This window comes from Varibaculum sp. C0165D1, from assembly GCF_056590355.1.
This window is the reverse complement of sequence record NZ_JBWPVY010000003.1, coordinates 37,923-52,641: the sequence shown is the minus strand read 5'-3', so window position 1 is coordinate 52,641 and position 14,719 is coordinate 37,923. Positions and strand designations below refer to the sequence as shown.

At 52.5% G+C, this 14,719-nt stretch carries 12 protein-coding genes; 10 read left to right on the top strand and 2 right to left on the bottom strand.

What is annotated here, in order from left to right; all coding sequences use genetic code 11:
- The first annotated feature begins 142 nt into the window (after positions 1–142).
- The 8 genes from AC1EKS_RS05145 to AC1EKS_RS05110 all read left to right on the top strand — a co-directional run bounded on the left by AC1EKS_RS05145 (position 143) and on the right by AC1EKS_RS05110 (position 10,022).
- A complete protein-coding gene (locus AC1EKS_RS05145) occupies positions 143–1,804 on the top strand; it encodes a peptide ABC transporter substrate-binding protein (RefSeq protein WP_481009030.1) in 1,662 nt (553 codons plus the stop codon).
- Positions 1,805–1,948: 144 nt separating this feature from the next.
- A complete protein-coding gene (locus tag AC1EKS_RS05140; protein WP_481009029.1) occupies positions 1,949–2,875 on the top strand; it encodes an ABC transporter permease in 927 nt (308 codons plus the stop codon).
- Complete coding sequence (locus AC1EKS_RS05135; RefSeq protein ID WP_481009028.1) at positions 2,868–3,815, top strand: ABC transporter permease; 948 nt, start codon at positions 2,868–2,870, stop codon at positions 3,813–3,815. The genes AC1EKS_RS05140 and AC1EKS_RS05135 overlap by 8 nt, the downstream gene beginning before the upstream one ends.
- Positions 3,816–3,847: 32 nt before the next feature.
- Entirely contained in the window at positions 3,848–5,683 is a 1,836-nt protein-coding gene (locus AC1EKS_RS05130) for a dipeptide ABC transporter ATP-binding protein (protein WP_481009122.1), read from the top strand.
- A gap of 192 nt (positions 5,684–5,875) precedes the next feature.
- Positions 5,876–6,682, top strand: a complete 807-nt coding sequence (locus AC1EKS_RS05125) for an amino acid ABC transporter substrate-binding protein (RefSeq protein ID WP_481009027.1) — start codon at positions 5,876–5,878, stop codon at positions 6,680–6,682.
- 45 nt (positions 6,683–6,727) lie between these two features.
- A complete protein-coding gene (locus tag AC1EKS_RS05120; protein WP_481009026.1) occupies positions 6,728–7,381 on the top strand; it encodes an amino acid ABC transporter permease in 654 nt (217 codons plus the stop codon).
- A 5-nt stretch (positions 7,382–7,386) separates the two neighbouring features.
- Complete coding sequence (locus tag AC1EKS_RS05115; RefSeq protein WP_481009025.1) at positions 7,387–8,157, top strand: amino acid ABC transporter ATP-binding protein; 771 nt, start codon at positions 7,387–7,389, stop codon at positions 8,155–8,157.
- A gap of 41 nt (positions 8,158–8,198) precedes the next feature.
- Positions 8,199–10,022, top strand: coding sequence for a hypothetical protein (locus AC1EKS_RS05110; RefSeq protein ID WP_481009024.1), 1,824 nt, complete (start codon positions 8,199–8,201; stop codon positions 10,020–10,022).
- 89 nt (positions 10,023–10,111) lie between these two features.
- Here the strand turns inward: AC1EKS_RS05110 and AC1EKS_RS05105 are convergent, their stop codons facing one another.
- On the bottom strand, positions 10,112–11,677 hold the full coding sequence (locus AC1EKS_RS05105) for an aminopeptidase P family protein (RefSeq protein ID WP_481009023.1): 1,566 nt from the start codon (positions 11,675–11,677) through the stop codon (positions 10,112–10,114).
- A gap of 35 nt (positions 11,678–11,712) precedes the next feature.
- Here AC1EKS_RS05105 and AC1EKS_RS05100 point away from each other — a divergent pair, with 35 nt between their 5' ends.
- Positions 11,713–12,564, top strand: a complete 852-nt coding sequence (locus AC1EKS_RS05100; protein ID WP_481009022.1) for a PHP domain-containing protein — start codon at positions 11,713–11,715, stop codon at positions 12,562–12,564.
- 66 nt (positions 12,565–12,630) lie between these two features.
- A complete protein-coding gene (locus tag AC1EKS_RS05095; protein ID WP_481009021.1) occupies positions 12,631–14,211 on the top strand; it encodes a Mur ligase family protein in 1,581 nt (526 codons plus the stop codon).
- A gap of 91 nt (positions 14,212–14,302) precedes the next feature.
- Here AC1EKS_RS05095 and AC1EKS_RS05090 read toward each other — a convergent pair whose 3' ends face one another.
- Entirely contained in the window at positions 14,303–14,707 is a 405-nt protein-coding gene (locus tag AC1EKS_RS05090) for an OsmC family protein (RefSeq protein WP_481009020.1), read from the bottom strand.
- Positions 14,708–14,719 lie beyond the last annotated feature (12 nt).

Below are 14,719 nucleotides of genomic sequence, written 5' to 3'. Positions count from 1 at the left end.
CGATTTCTTAAAGGTAAGTCGAGAAAATCTTGGGATTGTGTAAAAACTCCAAACCTGAAATGCTATATTTAGCTGTGATTGTGTCAACATTTTTTCTGACACATCAGCTTTAAAAATGTAAGCAACAAGCTTGGAGGCAATAGTGAAACGACGGGGTGCATTAGCCCTAGCATCTGCACTTGCTCTATCTCTCGGACTAGCCGGCTGTTCAAACGGCTCTGGCGGAGATTCAGCGGCAAATGCAGATAGTAAAGGGATTATTACTGTAAACACGGTAGAACCACAAAATCCCCTGATTCCGACTTCTACCAATGAAACCGGTGGCGGGCGCGTCCTAGACGCGCTTTTCTCTGGTCTGGTCTATTACGAACCCAAGACTGGCAAGGCCGAGAACGAACTGGCCGAGTCGATTGAGTCTAAAGATAAGGTAGTTTGGACGATTAAGCTAAGGAAGGATGCCAAGTTCTCCGATGGCTCGCCGATTAAGGCCGATAACTACATCAAGGCCTGGAACTATGGGGCAAACCCGAAGAACGCTCAAATGTCTTCCTCTTTCTTTGAGGTAATTAAAGGCTTTACTCCCGGTCCGGAAGAAGAAGGAGCCCCGGCTCCCGATGTTCCCGAACTGTCGGGGCTAAAGAAGATTGATGATTATACTTTCCAGGTAACTCTTAACCAGCCGACTTCTGACTTTGCGCTGCGCCTGGGCTACTCTGCCTATGTGCCGCTGCCGGATGTGGCTTTCAAAGATTTGAAGGCCTTCGGCCAGAACCCCACGGTTACCTCCGGTCCCTACACTCTCAAGGACAAGGGTTGGCACCACAACGAATCTATCGAACTGGTAAAGAACGATAAATATTCTGGCCCGCGCGAAGCTAAGAACGGTGGACTCACTTTCAAGATTTACACCAAGACTGACGCGGCATATGCAGACGTCCGTTCTGGTCAGCTTGACGTGTTGGACGATGTGCCAGCGTCAGCGATGACCACCTTCCAGTCCGATTTCCCGGATTCCAGCATTAATCAGCCGGTGGCTATTTTCCAGTCCTTCACTATTCCGGATCGGCTAAAGCACTTCGGGATGGATGAGGAAGGCCGTCTGCGCCGGCAAGCGCTTTCTTACGCGATTGACCGCGACAGCATCTGTAAAAAGATCTTCCAGAAGACCCGGGTACCGGCCAAAGATTTCACTTCGCCGGCCATGCCTAACTACGACAAAGTTCTAAAAGAAGTCAAAGGTACCGAGGTTTTGAAGTTCGATAAAGCCAAGGCTAAGGAACTGTGGGAGAAAGCTGATGCTATTTCCAAGTTCGATGGCAAGTTCACTATTGGCTATAACTCGGACTCCTCCCATAAAGATTGGGTAGACGCGGTTACCAACCAGCTCAAGACCAACTTGGGTATTGATGCGGTCGGCGATCCTTACCCGGACTTCAAGGGACTGCGCGATGCCATTACCCAGGAAACCATTAAGGGCGCATTCCGCTCTGGTTGGCAAGCTGACTACCCGGGGATGACGAACTTCTTGGAGCCCCTATACTCCAAGAACGGCAACTCCAATGATGGTAAATACGACAACCAACAGTTCAACCAGCTGATGCTGGAGATTGCGAAGCTGCCGGTAGGAGACGCTCAGGACCAGAAGTTTGCAGAAGCGCAATCGATTCTGTTCACTGATCTGCCTGCTATCCCGCTGTGGTACTCCAATGTTCTAGGTGTTTGGAACAAAGAAAATGTTTCCAACGTAACCTTTAACTGGAAGAGTGAACCGGTTTACTACCAGATCACTAAGAACGCAAAGTAAAGAAAAAATCGCAAATAAACTGTAGTAAACACAGTTAAGAGGCGGATCTGAAGGCAATAAAATGCCTTCAGATCCGCCTCCGGTTTTTTCCTGGAAGCGTTAACGCGATAAGGTTTAACTCAGCTTATAGTCAAGGAGAGACCTATGCTCAGATACATAGGGCATCGTCTACTACAGATGGTCCCAGTATTCTTTGGGGCAACGTTGCTGATTTTCGCGATGGTGTATGCCATGCCGGGAGATCCGGTGCAGGCACTAGGCGGAGATAAGGGACTGCCCCCCTCGGTAGCCGCGCAGATTCGCGCGGAATACAACCTCGATAAACCGCTGTGGATGCAGTACCTGCTTTATCTAAAGGGAATCGTCACCCTAGATTTCGGAAAGACCTTCTCCGGCAGAGAAGTAACCGAAGTAATGGCCAACGCCTTCCCGGTAACTATCAAGCTAGCGTTTATGGCGATTATTTTTGAGGCCGTGATCGGGATTTTCTTCGGATTTTTTGCCGGACTTAAAAAAGGTAAACTTTTTGACTCGACTGTGCTAGTGATTTCCCTGGTAGTAATCGCGGTACCGACCTTCGTAATCGGCTTCTTGCTGCAGTTCCTCTTAGGGGTGAAACTAGGGTGGCTGCCTACTACCGTAGGGGCAAACGTCAACTTCCAGTCCTTGCTGATGCCGGCGTTAGTGCTAGGAGCAGTTTCTTGTGCCTACGTTATCCGCCTTACTCGTCAAGAGGTTTCGGAAAACCTGACCGCTGATTTCGTGCGGACTGCCCGGGCAAAGGGGATTCCCGAATCCCGGGTAATGACTCACCACGTGCTGCGCAACTCCCTTATTCCAGTAGCTACCTTCCTAGGAGGAGACCTGGGGGCCTTAATGACCGGCGCGATTGTGACTGAAGGTATTTTCGCGATTAACGGTGTCGGCGGTACTCTTTACCAGGCTATTTTACGTGGTGAGGCCGCTACGGTAGTTTCTATTACTACTGTATTGGTGCTGGTCTATATCGTTGCCAACCTGCTAGTAGACCTGTTATACGCTGTACTAGACCCGAGGATTCGCTATGAGTAACCAACTACTTCCCGGACAAGAACATTTCGTTAACAAGGTCGATGAAACTGGCCTGGGTGCAGTCGATGCTGTAGCCGATGAATCGGCGCCCTCCTCGGTATGGGGGGAGGCCTGGAAACAGTTGCGCCACCGCCCCCTCTTTTGGGTGGCTCTATTCATCATTATTGTTGCGGTGTTAATGGCGGTGGTGCCGCAGCTGTTTACTTCCCAAGATCCCACTTACTGCACCTTGGAAAATTCGATCGACGGGCCTCGTAAAGGTCATATTTTTGGATTCGATATGCAGGGCTGTGACCTGTATTCCCGGATTATTTATGGGGCGCGTGCCTCGATTGCAGTAGGGATTTTCTCTACCTTAACTGCCACTATTATTGGGGTAGTATTTGGCGCCCTGGCAGGGTACTTCGGGGGAATCTTAGACGCGATTCTTTCCCGGATCGTGGATATTTTCTTTGCCATCCCCATGGTGCTGGCGGCCATCGTGATTATGCAAATGTTCAAGGAACAGCGCTCCATCTGGATGGTGGTAATCGTCTTGGGGGTCTTTGGATGGACCCAAATCGCCCGTATTACCCGGGGCGCGGTGCTTTCGATTAAGAATGAGGAATACGTAACTGCCGCGCGCACCCTAGGGGTATCTAATATCCGGATTCTGCTGCGTCATATTTTGCCGAATGCGGCCGCTCCGGTGATTGTGTACGCGACTGTGGCGCTGGGAACCTTTATCGTGGCCGAAGCCACCCTATCCTTCATGGGAATCGGGCTGCCTTCCTCCATCGTGTCTTGGGGCGGAGACATCTCTACTGCCCAGCAACAGCTGCGGACTGCGCCTATGATTTTGTTCTTGCCGTCTATCGCCTTGGCGCTTACGGTATTGAGCTTCATCATGATGGGAGACGTAATTCGTGACGCGCTCGACCCGAACCAGAGGAAACATTAATCGTGAATCAAAATAACCAAAAGGATCAGATTATGGCAGCTGACTCGGATCAGACTCTTGCCGACCGTAGCGTAGCTAACGCTGGTACCCCTCCTGCGCCTACGCCCCTGTTGGAAGTAAAAAACCTAGAGGTTAACTTCCAGTCCACTACCGGCGTGGTTCCAGCGGTGCGCAAAGCTAATCTCACTCTCTACCGGGGACAGACGGTGGCGATTGTGGGGGAGTCCGGGTCTGGTAAATCGACTTTGGCCATGGCGATCATCGGGCTGTTGCCCGGTACCGGGAAAATTGCCGGCGGATCTATTAAGTTCGATGGGCGCGAACTGACCAGCCTGACTGAAAAAGAGATGCAGCAGGTGCGGGGAGCCCAGATCGGGATGGTACCGCAAGACCCGATGTCGAACCTGAATCCGGTTTGGAAAATCGGTTCCCAGGTGGCAGAAGCTTTGAAGTTCAACGAAGCTACCAAGGGCGGTAATATTCACGAACAAGCGATGAAAGCACTGGCAGATGCAGGTTTGCCAGATGCTGAGGCACGCTCCAAGCAATATCCGCACGAATTTTCGGGGGGTATGCGCCAGCGCGCCCTAATCGCCATCGGTTTGGCGGCGGGGCCGAAACTGCTAATCGCCGATGAACCCACCAGCGCCCTAGACGTGACTGTTCAGCGGCGCATCTTGGATCACCTGGAAAAAGAAACTCAGGATCTGGGTACTTCCACCCTGTTTATTACCCATGACCTGGGACTGGCGGCCGAACGAGCCTCTCATCTGGTAGTTATGCACCGCGGACGGGTAGTAGAATCCGGACCCGCGCGGGAAATTTTGAACGATCCTCGCCATCCCTATACCAAGCGCTTGGTTAATGCGGCGCCCTCGCTAGCGTCTCGGAGGATTGAAATAAATCATTCTCCCCAAAAAGCAGCGGAAGTGCCAGGGACTATCGAATCGCATACCTCTGCAGATGTGAACCTAGCAGTGGCGGCTGCCAAAGGCTCCGGACAAAAAGTGATGGGTACCAATGTCTTGGGGCAGCCCTTAGAAAAACACCTTGGTGACGAGGTGATTCGGGTCGAGCATCTGGTGAAAGAGTTCGATATTCGCGGGCAAAAGGGTAAGAAGAAGACTTTCCGGGCAGTCGATGACGTGTCTTTTCAGGTGCGCCGGGGTTCTACTTTGGCGCTGGTAGGAGAGTCTGGCTCCGGTAAATCTACGGTTGCCAACATGATATTGAACCTCCTCAACCCCACTTCCGGGAAGGTCTATTACGAGGGAATCGACCTATCGACTTTGAAGCGCAAACAACTATTTGCGCTTTGCCGCAAGATGCAGGTGGTTTTCCAGAATCCTTACGGTTCCCTAGATCCCATGTTTTCGGTGTACCGCTGTATTGAAGAGCCACTGCGCACCCACCACATTGGGGATCGCGCGAAGCGAGAAAAACGAGTGGCGGATTTGCTGGATATGGTGGCGCTCCCGCGCAGCGCTATGCGGCGTTTTCCGAATGAACTGTCTGGCGGTCAACGGCAAAGGGTGGCGATTGCGCGCGCCCTGGCGCTGCGCCCAGAGCTCGTAGTACTGGACGAAGCAGTTTCTGCTTTGGATGTGCTGGTGCAGGATCAGATTTTGCATTTGCTTAATGAGCTACAAGGACGGCTGGGGTTGACCTATTTGTTCATTACCCACGACTTGGCGGTGGTGCGTGAAAACGCAGACGATATCGCGGTGATGGAACAGGGCAAACTGGTTGAATATGGCAAAGCTGACGATATTTTCGCCAATCCCCAAAAGGAATACACCCGCGAACTAATTGAAGCGGTTCCCGGGGGCGATTTGCTAAAAGCTCGCACCGGATACCAGGTCGGATAATTTGCTTTTTCGCGGCAGAAACCTGCCGCGAAAACCCGGCAGATTCGAAAGCTCAGGATGTTTTATACCCAAAAACTGGGAACGCAAAAAATATTTTGTACTTTGAGATGAGAACGGGCGTTTAAAAGATTCCGCTAGGTGCTCTGTTAAACTCTAGGTATCTTGCAGGTTTGACTTAGAGAAAGATTCCCAATGAAGCTGAAGAAAACGCTATTAATGCTAACCGGTCTGGTGATGGCACTGTCGCTTTCCGGATGTGCAGGAGGCTCGGGCGCCGCAGATGCTGGCAAAGCTAAGGGTGATGACTTTACGGTAGGCTTTGATGCCAACTTCCCGCCCTATGGATATAAAGATAAGAGCGGAGAATATGTAGGTTTCGACTTGGATCTTGCTGCCGAGGTAGCTAAACGTAACGGCTGGAACCTGCAAAAGCGAGCTATTGATTGGGATTCCAAAGACATGGAACTCAAGTCGGGTACTATCGATTGCATCTGGAATGGGTTCACCATGAACGGGCGCGAAAAACAATACACTTTCTCTAAACCGTACGTAGATAACTCGATTGTGTTCGTAACTAAAGCCGGATCGGGGATTAAGTCCCCGGCGGATTTGAAGGGTAAGACTGTGTTGGTGCAGGTAGATTCGTCGGGTCTGGCCGCGCTGCAAGACAAGGAAAACGCGGGTTTGGTGTCCAGCTTCAAGGAAATGACCCAGGTGCCCGATTACAATAATGCGTTTATGACCCTAGAGGCAGGCGCAGCCGACGCGGTTGCGGTTGATATTGGAGTAGCCGAATATCAGTTGGAACAGCGCGGGAAGGAAAAGTTCCAAATTATGGAGCCGCCCTTCCACACCGAGCAGTACGGCATCGGTTTTAAAAAGGGTAACCAAGCCTTGCGCGACCAGGTGCAAAAGACCTTGGACGAGATGAAGAAAGACGGCACTTTCCTCAAGATCGCTAAGAAGTACAAATTAGAAAAAGCGATTGTTACTGATTAGCTTGCTGCGTGAAAAATCAAAAGCTGGCGCAGGGAGCTATTGTTAATGGATTTATCGTTCTTGCCGGAACTGGCCGGCGGTATGCTGCAAACCTTCATTATCTTCGCCCTCACCCTGGTTTTATCGTTGCCTCTGGGACTGGTAGTTTATGGCGGGAGAGTGAGCCGTTTTAAGCCACTGGCCTGGTTTATCCAGTTCTATATCTCGGTGATGCGGGGCACCCCCTTAATGTTGCAGCTCCTGGTGGTGTATTTCGGTCCCTTCTTCCTCTTCGGGATGCAAATCGGAGCTGCCTACCGTTTCAGCGCCGTGATTATTGCTTTCGCTATTAACTACGCCGCCTATTTTGCGGAAATCTACCGCGGCGGTTTTCAGGCGCTTCCGGTGGGACAGTCAGAGGCCGCGTTTGTACTGGGTTATTCCCCGGCGCGTACTTTCCTGACCATCAAGTTGCCGCAAATGTTCCGTACGGTGTTACCGTCGATTACCAACGAGGTAATCACGCTGGTAAAAGATACTTCTCTGGCTTTTGCGATCGCCTATGCGGAGATGTTTACGATTGCGAAGCAACAGGCCGCCGCCAGCGCTTCTATGCTTCCCTTTGTAGCAGCCGGGATCTTCTACTGGGTGTTTAATCTGGTGGTAGCGGTAGTGATGGAACGGATTGAAAAACGCATGGGAAGTTACAAGATCAGGTGAGGAAGATGGAAGCGCTACGTGTTACCGGTATGGAAAAAAGTTTCGGCACCAATCAGGTGCTGAAAGGGGTGTCCCTGACTGTCAATACCGGTGAAGTGCTAGCGATTCTCGGACCTTCTGGGTCCGGCAAGTCTACGCTTTTGCGGTGCTGCACTTTCTTAGAAGAAATGGATAGCGGCGAAATCTGCTATTTCGGGAAGCAGGCGTTAAAGAAAGAGGACGGAGTTAAGGTTTCCTCCGGCGACGAGCGCGAGTTTCGGCGCGACTTTGGGTTGGTATTCCAAGACTTTAACTTGTTTCCGCACTGGACCGTGCTACGTAATCTCACTGATGCCCCGATAAAGGTGCAGGGGAGAGGACGCGAAGAAGCCCAGGAAACAGCGCTGGAATTGTTGAAAAGGATGAACCTGGCCGATAAGGGGCAGGCCTATCCCTCCGAGCTGTCAGGCGGGCAGCAACAGCGGGTAGCCATCGCCCGGGCGCTGGCACTAAAACCCAGGATGCTTTATTTTGATGAGCCCACCTCGGCCTTAGATCCGGAGCTAACCGGAGAGATCCTGCAGATTATCCGCTCGCTGGCGGCCGAGGAGATGACGATGGTAATCGTGACTCACGAAATGGAGTTTGCGGCCGAAGTAGCTGATCGTGCCCTCTTCATCGATAACGGGGTGGTACTGGAATCTGGGGATGCCAAGCAGCTGATCCGCAATCCTTCCCAGGAACGTACCCGCCAGTTCCTAACTAAGCTGCGCGGACAATCTTCTTCTGGTCTTTAGTTATCCGCGCACGCAACAGGTTTCAGAGAGGAGACAGTAAGGTGAACGACCCCCAGGATGGCAAGCAAGACAATCCCCCGGAAGACTCGGAGCTATCTTTTACCGGTGGCGGCGATTCCCCGATAGTTTATCCTCCCTATCCGCAGGCTGCGCCCTCCGTGCCAGTACCTGCTCCGGGACAAGGACAAGGCGGGGATTATCCCTATCCAGGAGGATACCCGCCCACACCTCCTACTTACCCCGGCGCCTATCCCGCTCCGGGAATAAATCAGGGAGCACCGGTTCCACCCAGCTATCCCGGCAACCCCGGATTCCCTGCGCCCTCAAATCCAGTAGCGAACCCGCCCTATCCGCCCGAACCACCCGCTCCCTATTCTGCAAACAGTCAGTTTCCGCCGGTACCACCGCAGCGAAAAAAACCGCGAAAAAACGCGGTAATAATGTTGATTGCCTTAGTTGTGGTGTTGGTAGTGGCATTGACCCTGGGCGGTATCTGGGTGTACCGACAGCACTCCACTTCTGCTTTAGAAAATGGAATTGTGCCCACCGTAACTAAAACCGTAGTGGTGATAAAAAAGGTAGAGATACCGCCAGATTTTGCCAGTGATGCCCCGGAAAATCCCTTCTGGTATCCACTTAGAATAGATGATCGCTACACACTAGTAATTTGGTATAAATTTACGAATCAGCAGCTTGCGGGGCTGAGCTATCAGGCAGTTTCCAGTGAAAATGGCAAAAAAGTTGCTATTGCCGATACCGGAATAACTTTGCCAGTGAAAGACGGGGAAAATCTGCCGAAATGCCCAGATTCCCAGCGTTACCAGATAAAAGATAAAACCCTGCAGTGCGCGGCAGTAAAGACAGTGAAGAAGGATAGTTTTTCTATTCCCTTAACCGGGAAAGAGAGCAACGGCAAAGATTCCTCTTCCACCGCTAAAGAAAGCACCTATAGCGTTAGCGGTGAAACCCTGGGAACGGTGGGCAATGTACGGGTGGTAGCTTATCCTTCGGCAATGCAGACCAATACCCTTTTCGGGTTAGATGCCGACAATAAGTTGCTGTGGACGAAAACCCTAAAGGAACCCGGGCGCAGTATTTTATCTGGTGAAACCCTCTTGATTTTTAACTGGAACGAGGACGGCAAGCTTACCAACAGTATTTACATTGGAGCTAAGAACGCTGATAAGGCAGATAGCAGCTCCGCTGGCGCCACTACCAAAAAAGATGCCATCAAGAATTTCGATTTTGCTAATACCGATTGGTTATTACCTCGCGGTTATAGCGCTCCCGAGTGCCAAGAGGATTTTCAAAATAAGCAACTGGGATGTGACAAACTAACGAACTACCGTTTAGACAAAGGCATTTATCGCTTAAACGAAAAACAGACCGAGCAGCTGCTGGCTGCTCAGGGTGGTAATGCCGCGAACTATGGAGTAGAAGATATTTTCTCGCTGCAGGCTAAAACTAGAGATAGTACCCCCGCAGATTATGCTATTGAATACGGCGATGTTAATGGAGACGGCTATTTAGACGCCGTAATTCCGGTTATTTCCATGTCTGCTTTTAACAGCGGTATGGATGTTCTTAGCACCAACTATGTCTGGTTGATGAATCCTCTTACCGGCGTCCCCGAGCAACTAGAAACTCCGGTTTATTCTGCAGGTCGTTGCGGAGAAGACTATGACCATGCAGAGTTTTCTACCGGCGGATCTAACCCGCAGCTGATTGTACACACCCTTACCTGGTCGGATTTACCTTGCTGTGGTTGTGGCCGGGACGTTCCGAAGAAACGCAGCACTTGGCATTATGATGCTAAGCGCCACGATATGGTGTGTGACCAGGATAGCGGTAGCAAAATGGGATAATAAAGCGGGGCGATGACTATTAGTCATCGCCCCGACTCGGCTCAGTAACAGCCGGGAGAATTCGAGGCTATCTGAGCTACCGGGTATTGCTACTCGGCTTGTACCCGCGCCATCCAAGCTTCTACCTCTTCGATGGTGCGGGGAATATCTTCCGACATGCGGCGTACGCTGCCGTCTGCTTCCACTAGCACATCATCCTCGATCCTAACTCCGATGCCTCGCAGTTCCTCCGGCAATAGTTGGTCATCTTTATGGAAGTAGAGGCCCGGCTCAATAGTGAAACACATACCGGGCTCTAGGGGGGCGTCCATATACATATCCCGGGCCGCTAGGGCACAGTCATGGACGTCTAGCCCCAAGTGGTGGGAGATACCATGCGGCATCCAGCGCCGGTATTCCCCACCTTCCTTTGATAGGGTCTGCTCGGCACTTACCGGCAGCAGCCCCCAGGCATCCAAGTGTTTAACCAGCGCCGCCACCGCCGCATCATGTACATCCTTGAACTTGCAGCCGGGCTTATTAGCTTGTGCTAAACCAGCTTCACAGGCGTCGAGTACCGCGTTATACACTTTGGCCTGCACCGGGTTGAACTTGCCATTTACCGGCAAGGTGCGGGTGATATCTGCGGTATAGAGAGAATCGGCTTCCACTCCGGCATCAATCAAAATCAGATCACCTTCGTGGACAGGTCCATCATTATCAATCCAATGCAAAGTATTGGCGTGATTGCCGGAGGCCGCGATGGTGTCGTACCCCAGACCGTTACCTTCTTCGCGGGCCCGAGCCTGGAAGGCACCCTCAATCACTCGTTCACCGCGGTGGTGCTGGATGGCGCGTGGCAGTGCCCGAATTATCGCTTCAAAACCCGATTTAGTAACCGCAACCGCGTGCTGAAGTTCTTTGACCTCGGCCGCATCCTTTTGCAGGCGCAGCACCGAAGCAGCCTCTTCGAGTTTTTCATCCCGGCCCCGCGCGTCCTCTCCGGTTGGCAGCCCGGCTTCCCGGCGTACTTTCTCTACCGCCGCCTGCACGGAAGTATCGACTTCGCGAATCACTCGCAGCTGCACTAGACCAGCGTCTTTAGCCAATAGGTCGGGGAGGGTATCTAGGGGGCGTGCCTCCAGGCCAGTCACCGCCTCCATCTGGGAAAGCGTCATCCGCGGTCCTACCCAAAACTCGCCATAGGTGGAGTCAGCATAAAATTCTTCGCTACTGCGCGGAGCTTGGGGACGGAAAAATACGATCCCGCGATGGGTGGCTGCGCCGGTATTCTCGGGGGCGTTTTCCAAGGGCGTGCCCTCTTTATCGGTCAGCGGTTCCAGGACTAGGGCAGCGTCGGGTTCTAGTTCCCCGCCTAGCCCGGTCAGATGAGCAAATGCCGAGTGTGCCCGGAAACGATAGTCACAGTCATTAGAACGCACCTTATAGTTCCCGGCGGGAATCACTAGGCGTTCTCCCTGGAACTGGGATCCTAGTTTTTGATAGCGCGCATCCAAAAAATCCCGCGAGGGGCTGGGAATAGGCTCGGGATCTTTGCGTTCCCCCCATCCGCTGCCTATAAATTCTCTAAACGCCGCAGAGCCAATACGGCGAGAGCGGTTATTGACCCGGTCTTTTAAGGGTTGTTCCTCTGGTGCTACTAACTTTTCTTCCATGCCTCCATCATGCCACGGTAATCTAAGATAGTCCTATGGCGGCTGCGCGGATCGATTTACACACTCATTCTTCCTGTTCAGACGGTACTGATACCCCTGAGCAGGTGATGCTCTTGGCGGCTCAGGCCGGATTGGATGCGATCGCCCTCACCGATCACGATACTTTCGCGGGAATAGCTGCCGCCGCCAAAATGGTTTCTCAGTGCGGTGTTACTTTAGTGCCCGGGGTGGAGCTTTCTACCTCCCATGAGGGAATCACTGCTCATCTGCTCGCCTATTTACCCGATCCCCAAAGCCCGGTGCTAAGGGAGCTATTCACAAAAACCGTGGAGGCACGCCAGCAACGGATGCGGCAAATGGTGGCACGCCTAGCTGTCGATTTCGATATTTCTTACGCGCAAGTTGCCGAGCAGGCTGGTTCCAGCCCGATAGGGCGTCCTCACGTTGCTGATGTGTTGGTGAAGGGCGGGTATTTTCCGAATCGCAGCGCCGCATTTGAGCAGGTGCTAGCTACTTCCAGTAAATACTATGTGCATTATCAGGCTCCCGATACTAGCTATGCGGTTCAGCAGGTAATAAAAGCCGGGGGAGTCCCGGTTCTGGCGCACCCGCGAGCCGGCCGCCGGCAGTGCCGATTCTTGTCGGCTGCTACCATCGCGGCGCTAAAAGAAGCGGGATTATTTGCTTTGGAGGCTTACCATCCGGAACAAACCTCCGCAGAACAGGCAGAAGTAAGGGAAATAGCTAAGCTGTTGGGACTGGCAATCACCGGGTCTTCGGATTATCACGGCAGCGGGAAGCCTAATCAACTCGGAGAGTGTCTCACCGCTCCCGAAGTATTCGCGGAAATCTGCGCAAAAGGGGCAGGAACACCGGTGCGTCCTTAATAAAAGGGAGGAGGGAGTGCTCACTTTCTTTATCGCCAGAGAGGGGTTGCTATTAGAGTAGAGGTCATGACAGTAACTTTTCGAGATTTCCGTCCTAAAAATATTGCTCCGGTTTCGCTGGCGCATCTAGTGGAGGACTTTGCCACCCAAATTGATCCCGCCTGGGAAAATGTTCAGGTGCGGGGAGTGTCAATGGCTTCCGATGAGATTTTGGCAGGTGAGGCCTTTATCGCCGTAGGCGGGGCGAATGTACATGCCGCCAAATTTGCAAGCGAGGTGGAATCGCTGGGGGCAGCAGCGGTCATTACTGATGCCAAGGGTGCGGAAATTGCCAGCGACCAAGGACTGAAAATACCGGTGGTAACGGTAGCGGATCCCCGCGAAGCTGCCTCGCCCCTGGCCATCAGGGCTTTCGGTAATCCGGCCGGGAAAATGAAAACCGTAGCGGTGACCGGAACTAATGGCAAGACCACCACTTGTTTTGCTGCCAAAGCCGCTTTTGAAGCTGCCGGGCTATCCACCATGATTCTTTCCACTGCGGAAACTCAGGTGGGGGATTTGCGGATTCAATCTGCGCGCACCACGTTTGAAGGCCCCATGTTGCAGCGGATTTTAGCCTACGGGGTAGAGCAGGGAATGCAAGCCGCGGTAGTGGAAGTCTCCGCTCACGCTCTGGCTTTAGGGCGGGTCGCAGGCATGAAGTTTGATGCCACCGGTTTTACGAATCTGCAGCATGACCATCTGGATTATTTTCACACCATGGAAAAGTATCTGGCAGCTAAAGCCCGGCTGTGCTCCAAAGAATTTACGGATTACTGTGTGATCTGCACCGATGATAAGTGGGGGCAGCAGCTGGCAGACAAATGCAACACCAATAAAGTGACAGTATCTGCCTACGATCCGGCTGCTAAAGCCGATTGGGTAGTAACCCGAAAAGTCAACAATGTTGCCCATGCGGCCTGTGATTTTACTTTAACTGCGAAAACGGAACCGAATAGGGGACGCGAGGAAGAAGTCACCGTGGCCCTGCCCGGGGAGGTTAATGTCCAGGACGCCGCGATTGCCTATTTAATGGTCACTGGAATTGGGATACCTGCCGAGGCCGCAAAAGCGGGCTTAGCTAGCTTGGCAGTTCCCGGACGCCTCGAAATTGTTAGTCGGCGTAATGAAGGAACTCCGTTGGTAATCAATGATTACGCCCACACCCCCGAGGCGCTGGCCTCGATTCTGCGGACTATGCAAGAGTTTACACCCGGAAAACTACACCTGGTTTTTGGCACCGATGGGGATCGCGATGCCACCAAACGAGTGCCGCTAGCAAAAGTGGCTGCTCAAGAGGCGGACCTGCTCTGGGTGACCGACGAAAATCCCCGCACTGAGAATGCGGAGAGTATTCGCGCCGAGCTGCTTGGTGGGATTAAAGAGGAACGCCCCGGGATGAAGGACGTCTGCGAGATTACTACCTGTCGGCGGGACGCAATCCGCAAAGCCATTTTGGCAGCCGACTTGGACGACACGGTAATAATTACCGGCAAAGGCGCGGAGCCCTATCAAGAAATTGAGGGAGTTTTCCACGCCTATAATGACACCCCGGTTGCCCGCGACTGCCTAGCGGCCTATAAGAATCGCGCGCATATTCAGGGGTAATTCCTTTGCTGGTTACCCCCAGCGCTTAGCTCTTTCTGAGGGCGAGGCCAGACTACTGTGCCATCGGGAGGGATAATCCCAACTGACGTCGCTATTCTGATACCAGGTCAAAGTCGTAGCTGGCACCATCATCTAGGGTATGGCCAACGGTGCAGTACTTATCGATTTCTTCCTGGGATTTTTGCCGCAGCTGTGCTACCTGTTCCTCGCTGAGACTAGACAGATCAGCCACCATTTCTACTGTCAGATGCGAATAAGAATCACGGCGCTCGTCTTTCTTGGCGCTTACTCCCACGGTCGCGTCAAAGTCCTTACCCAAAGCGGCAGCGAATACGTGATCGGCGGAAAAAGTATGACAGGTGGCCAGCGCCAGCTGCAACAGTTCCCCGGGCGTGAACTGGTTTTCACCCATTCCGATTTCTACTTTTGCGCCGCGACCGTTTTGTCCTACGTAGTGTTTCTTGCTTTTTCGCTGTGCCCACAAAATATTACTCATGCCTTTATTGTG

Bases quoted from the DNA above. Each gene is read 5' to 3' on its own strand.
- AC1EKS_RS05120 (WP_481009026.1), top strand. From the start codon at position 6,728: ATGGATTTATCGTTCTTGCCGGAACTGGCCGGCGGTATGCTGCAAACC.
- AC1EKS_RS05125 (WP_481009027.1), top strand. From the start codon at position 5,876: ATGAAGCTGAAGAAAACGCTATTAATGCTAACCGGTCTGGTGATGGCA.
- AC1EKS_RS05130 (WP_481009122.1), top strand. From the start codon at position 3,848: ATGGCAGCTGACTCGGATCAGACTCTTGCCGACCGTAGCGTAGCTAAC.
- AC1EKS_RS05090 (WP_481009020.1), bottom strand. From the start codon at position 14,707: ATGAGTAATATTTTGTGGGCACAGCGAAAAAGCAAGAAACACTACGTA.
- AC1EKS_RS05135 (WP_481009028.1), top strand. From the start codon at position 2,868: ATGAGTAACCAACTACTTCCCGGACAAGAACATTTCGTTAACAAGGTC.
- AC1EKS_RS05105 (WP_481009023.1), bottom strand. From the start codon at position 11,677: ATGGAAGAAAAGTTAGTAGCACCAGAGGAACAACCCTTAAAAGACCGG.
- AC1EKS_RS05095 (WP_481009021.1), top strand. From the start codon at position 12,631: ATGACAGTAACTTTTCGAGATTTCCGTCCTAAAAATATTGCTCCGGTT.
- AC1EKS_RS05100 (WP_481009022.1), top strand. From the start codon at position 11,713: ATGGCGGCTGCGCGGATCGATTTACACACTCATTCTTCCTGTTCAGAC.
- AC1EKS_RS05140 (WP_481009029.1), top strand. From the start codon at position 1,949: ATGCTCAGATACATAGGGCATCGTCTACTACAGATGGTCCCAGTATTC.
- AC1EKS_RS05115 (WP_481009025.1), top strand. From the start codon at position 7,387: ATGGAAGCGCTACGTGTTACCGGTATGGAAAAAAGTTTCGGCACCAAT.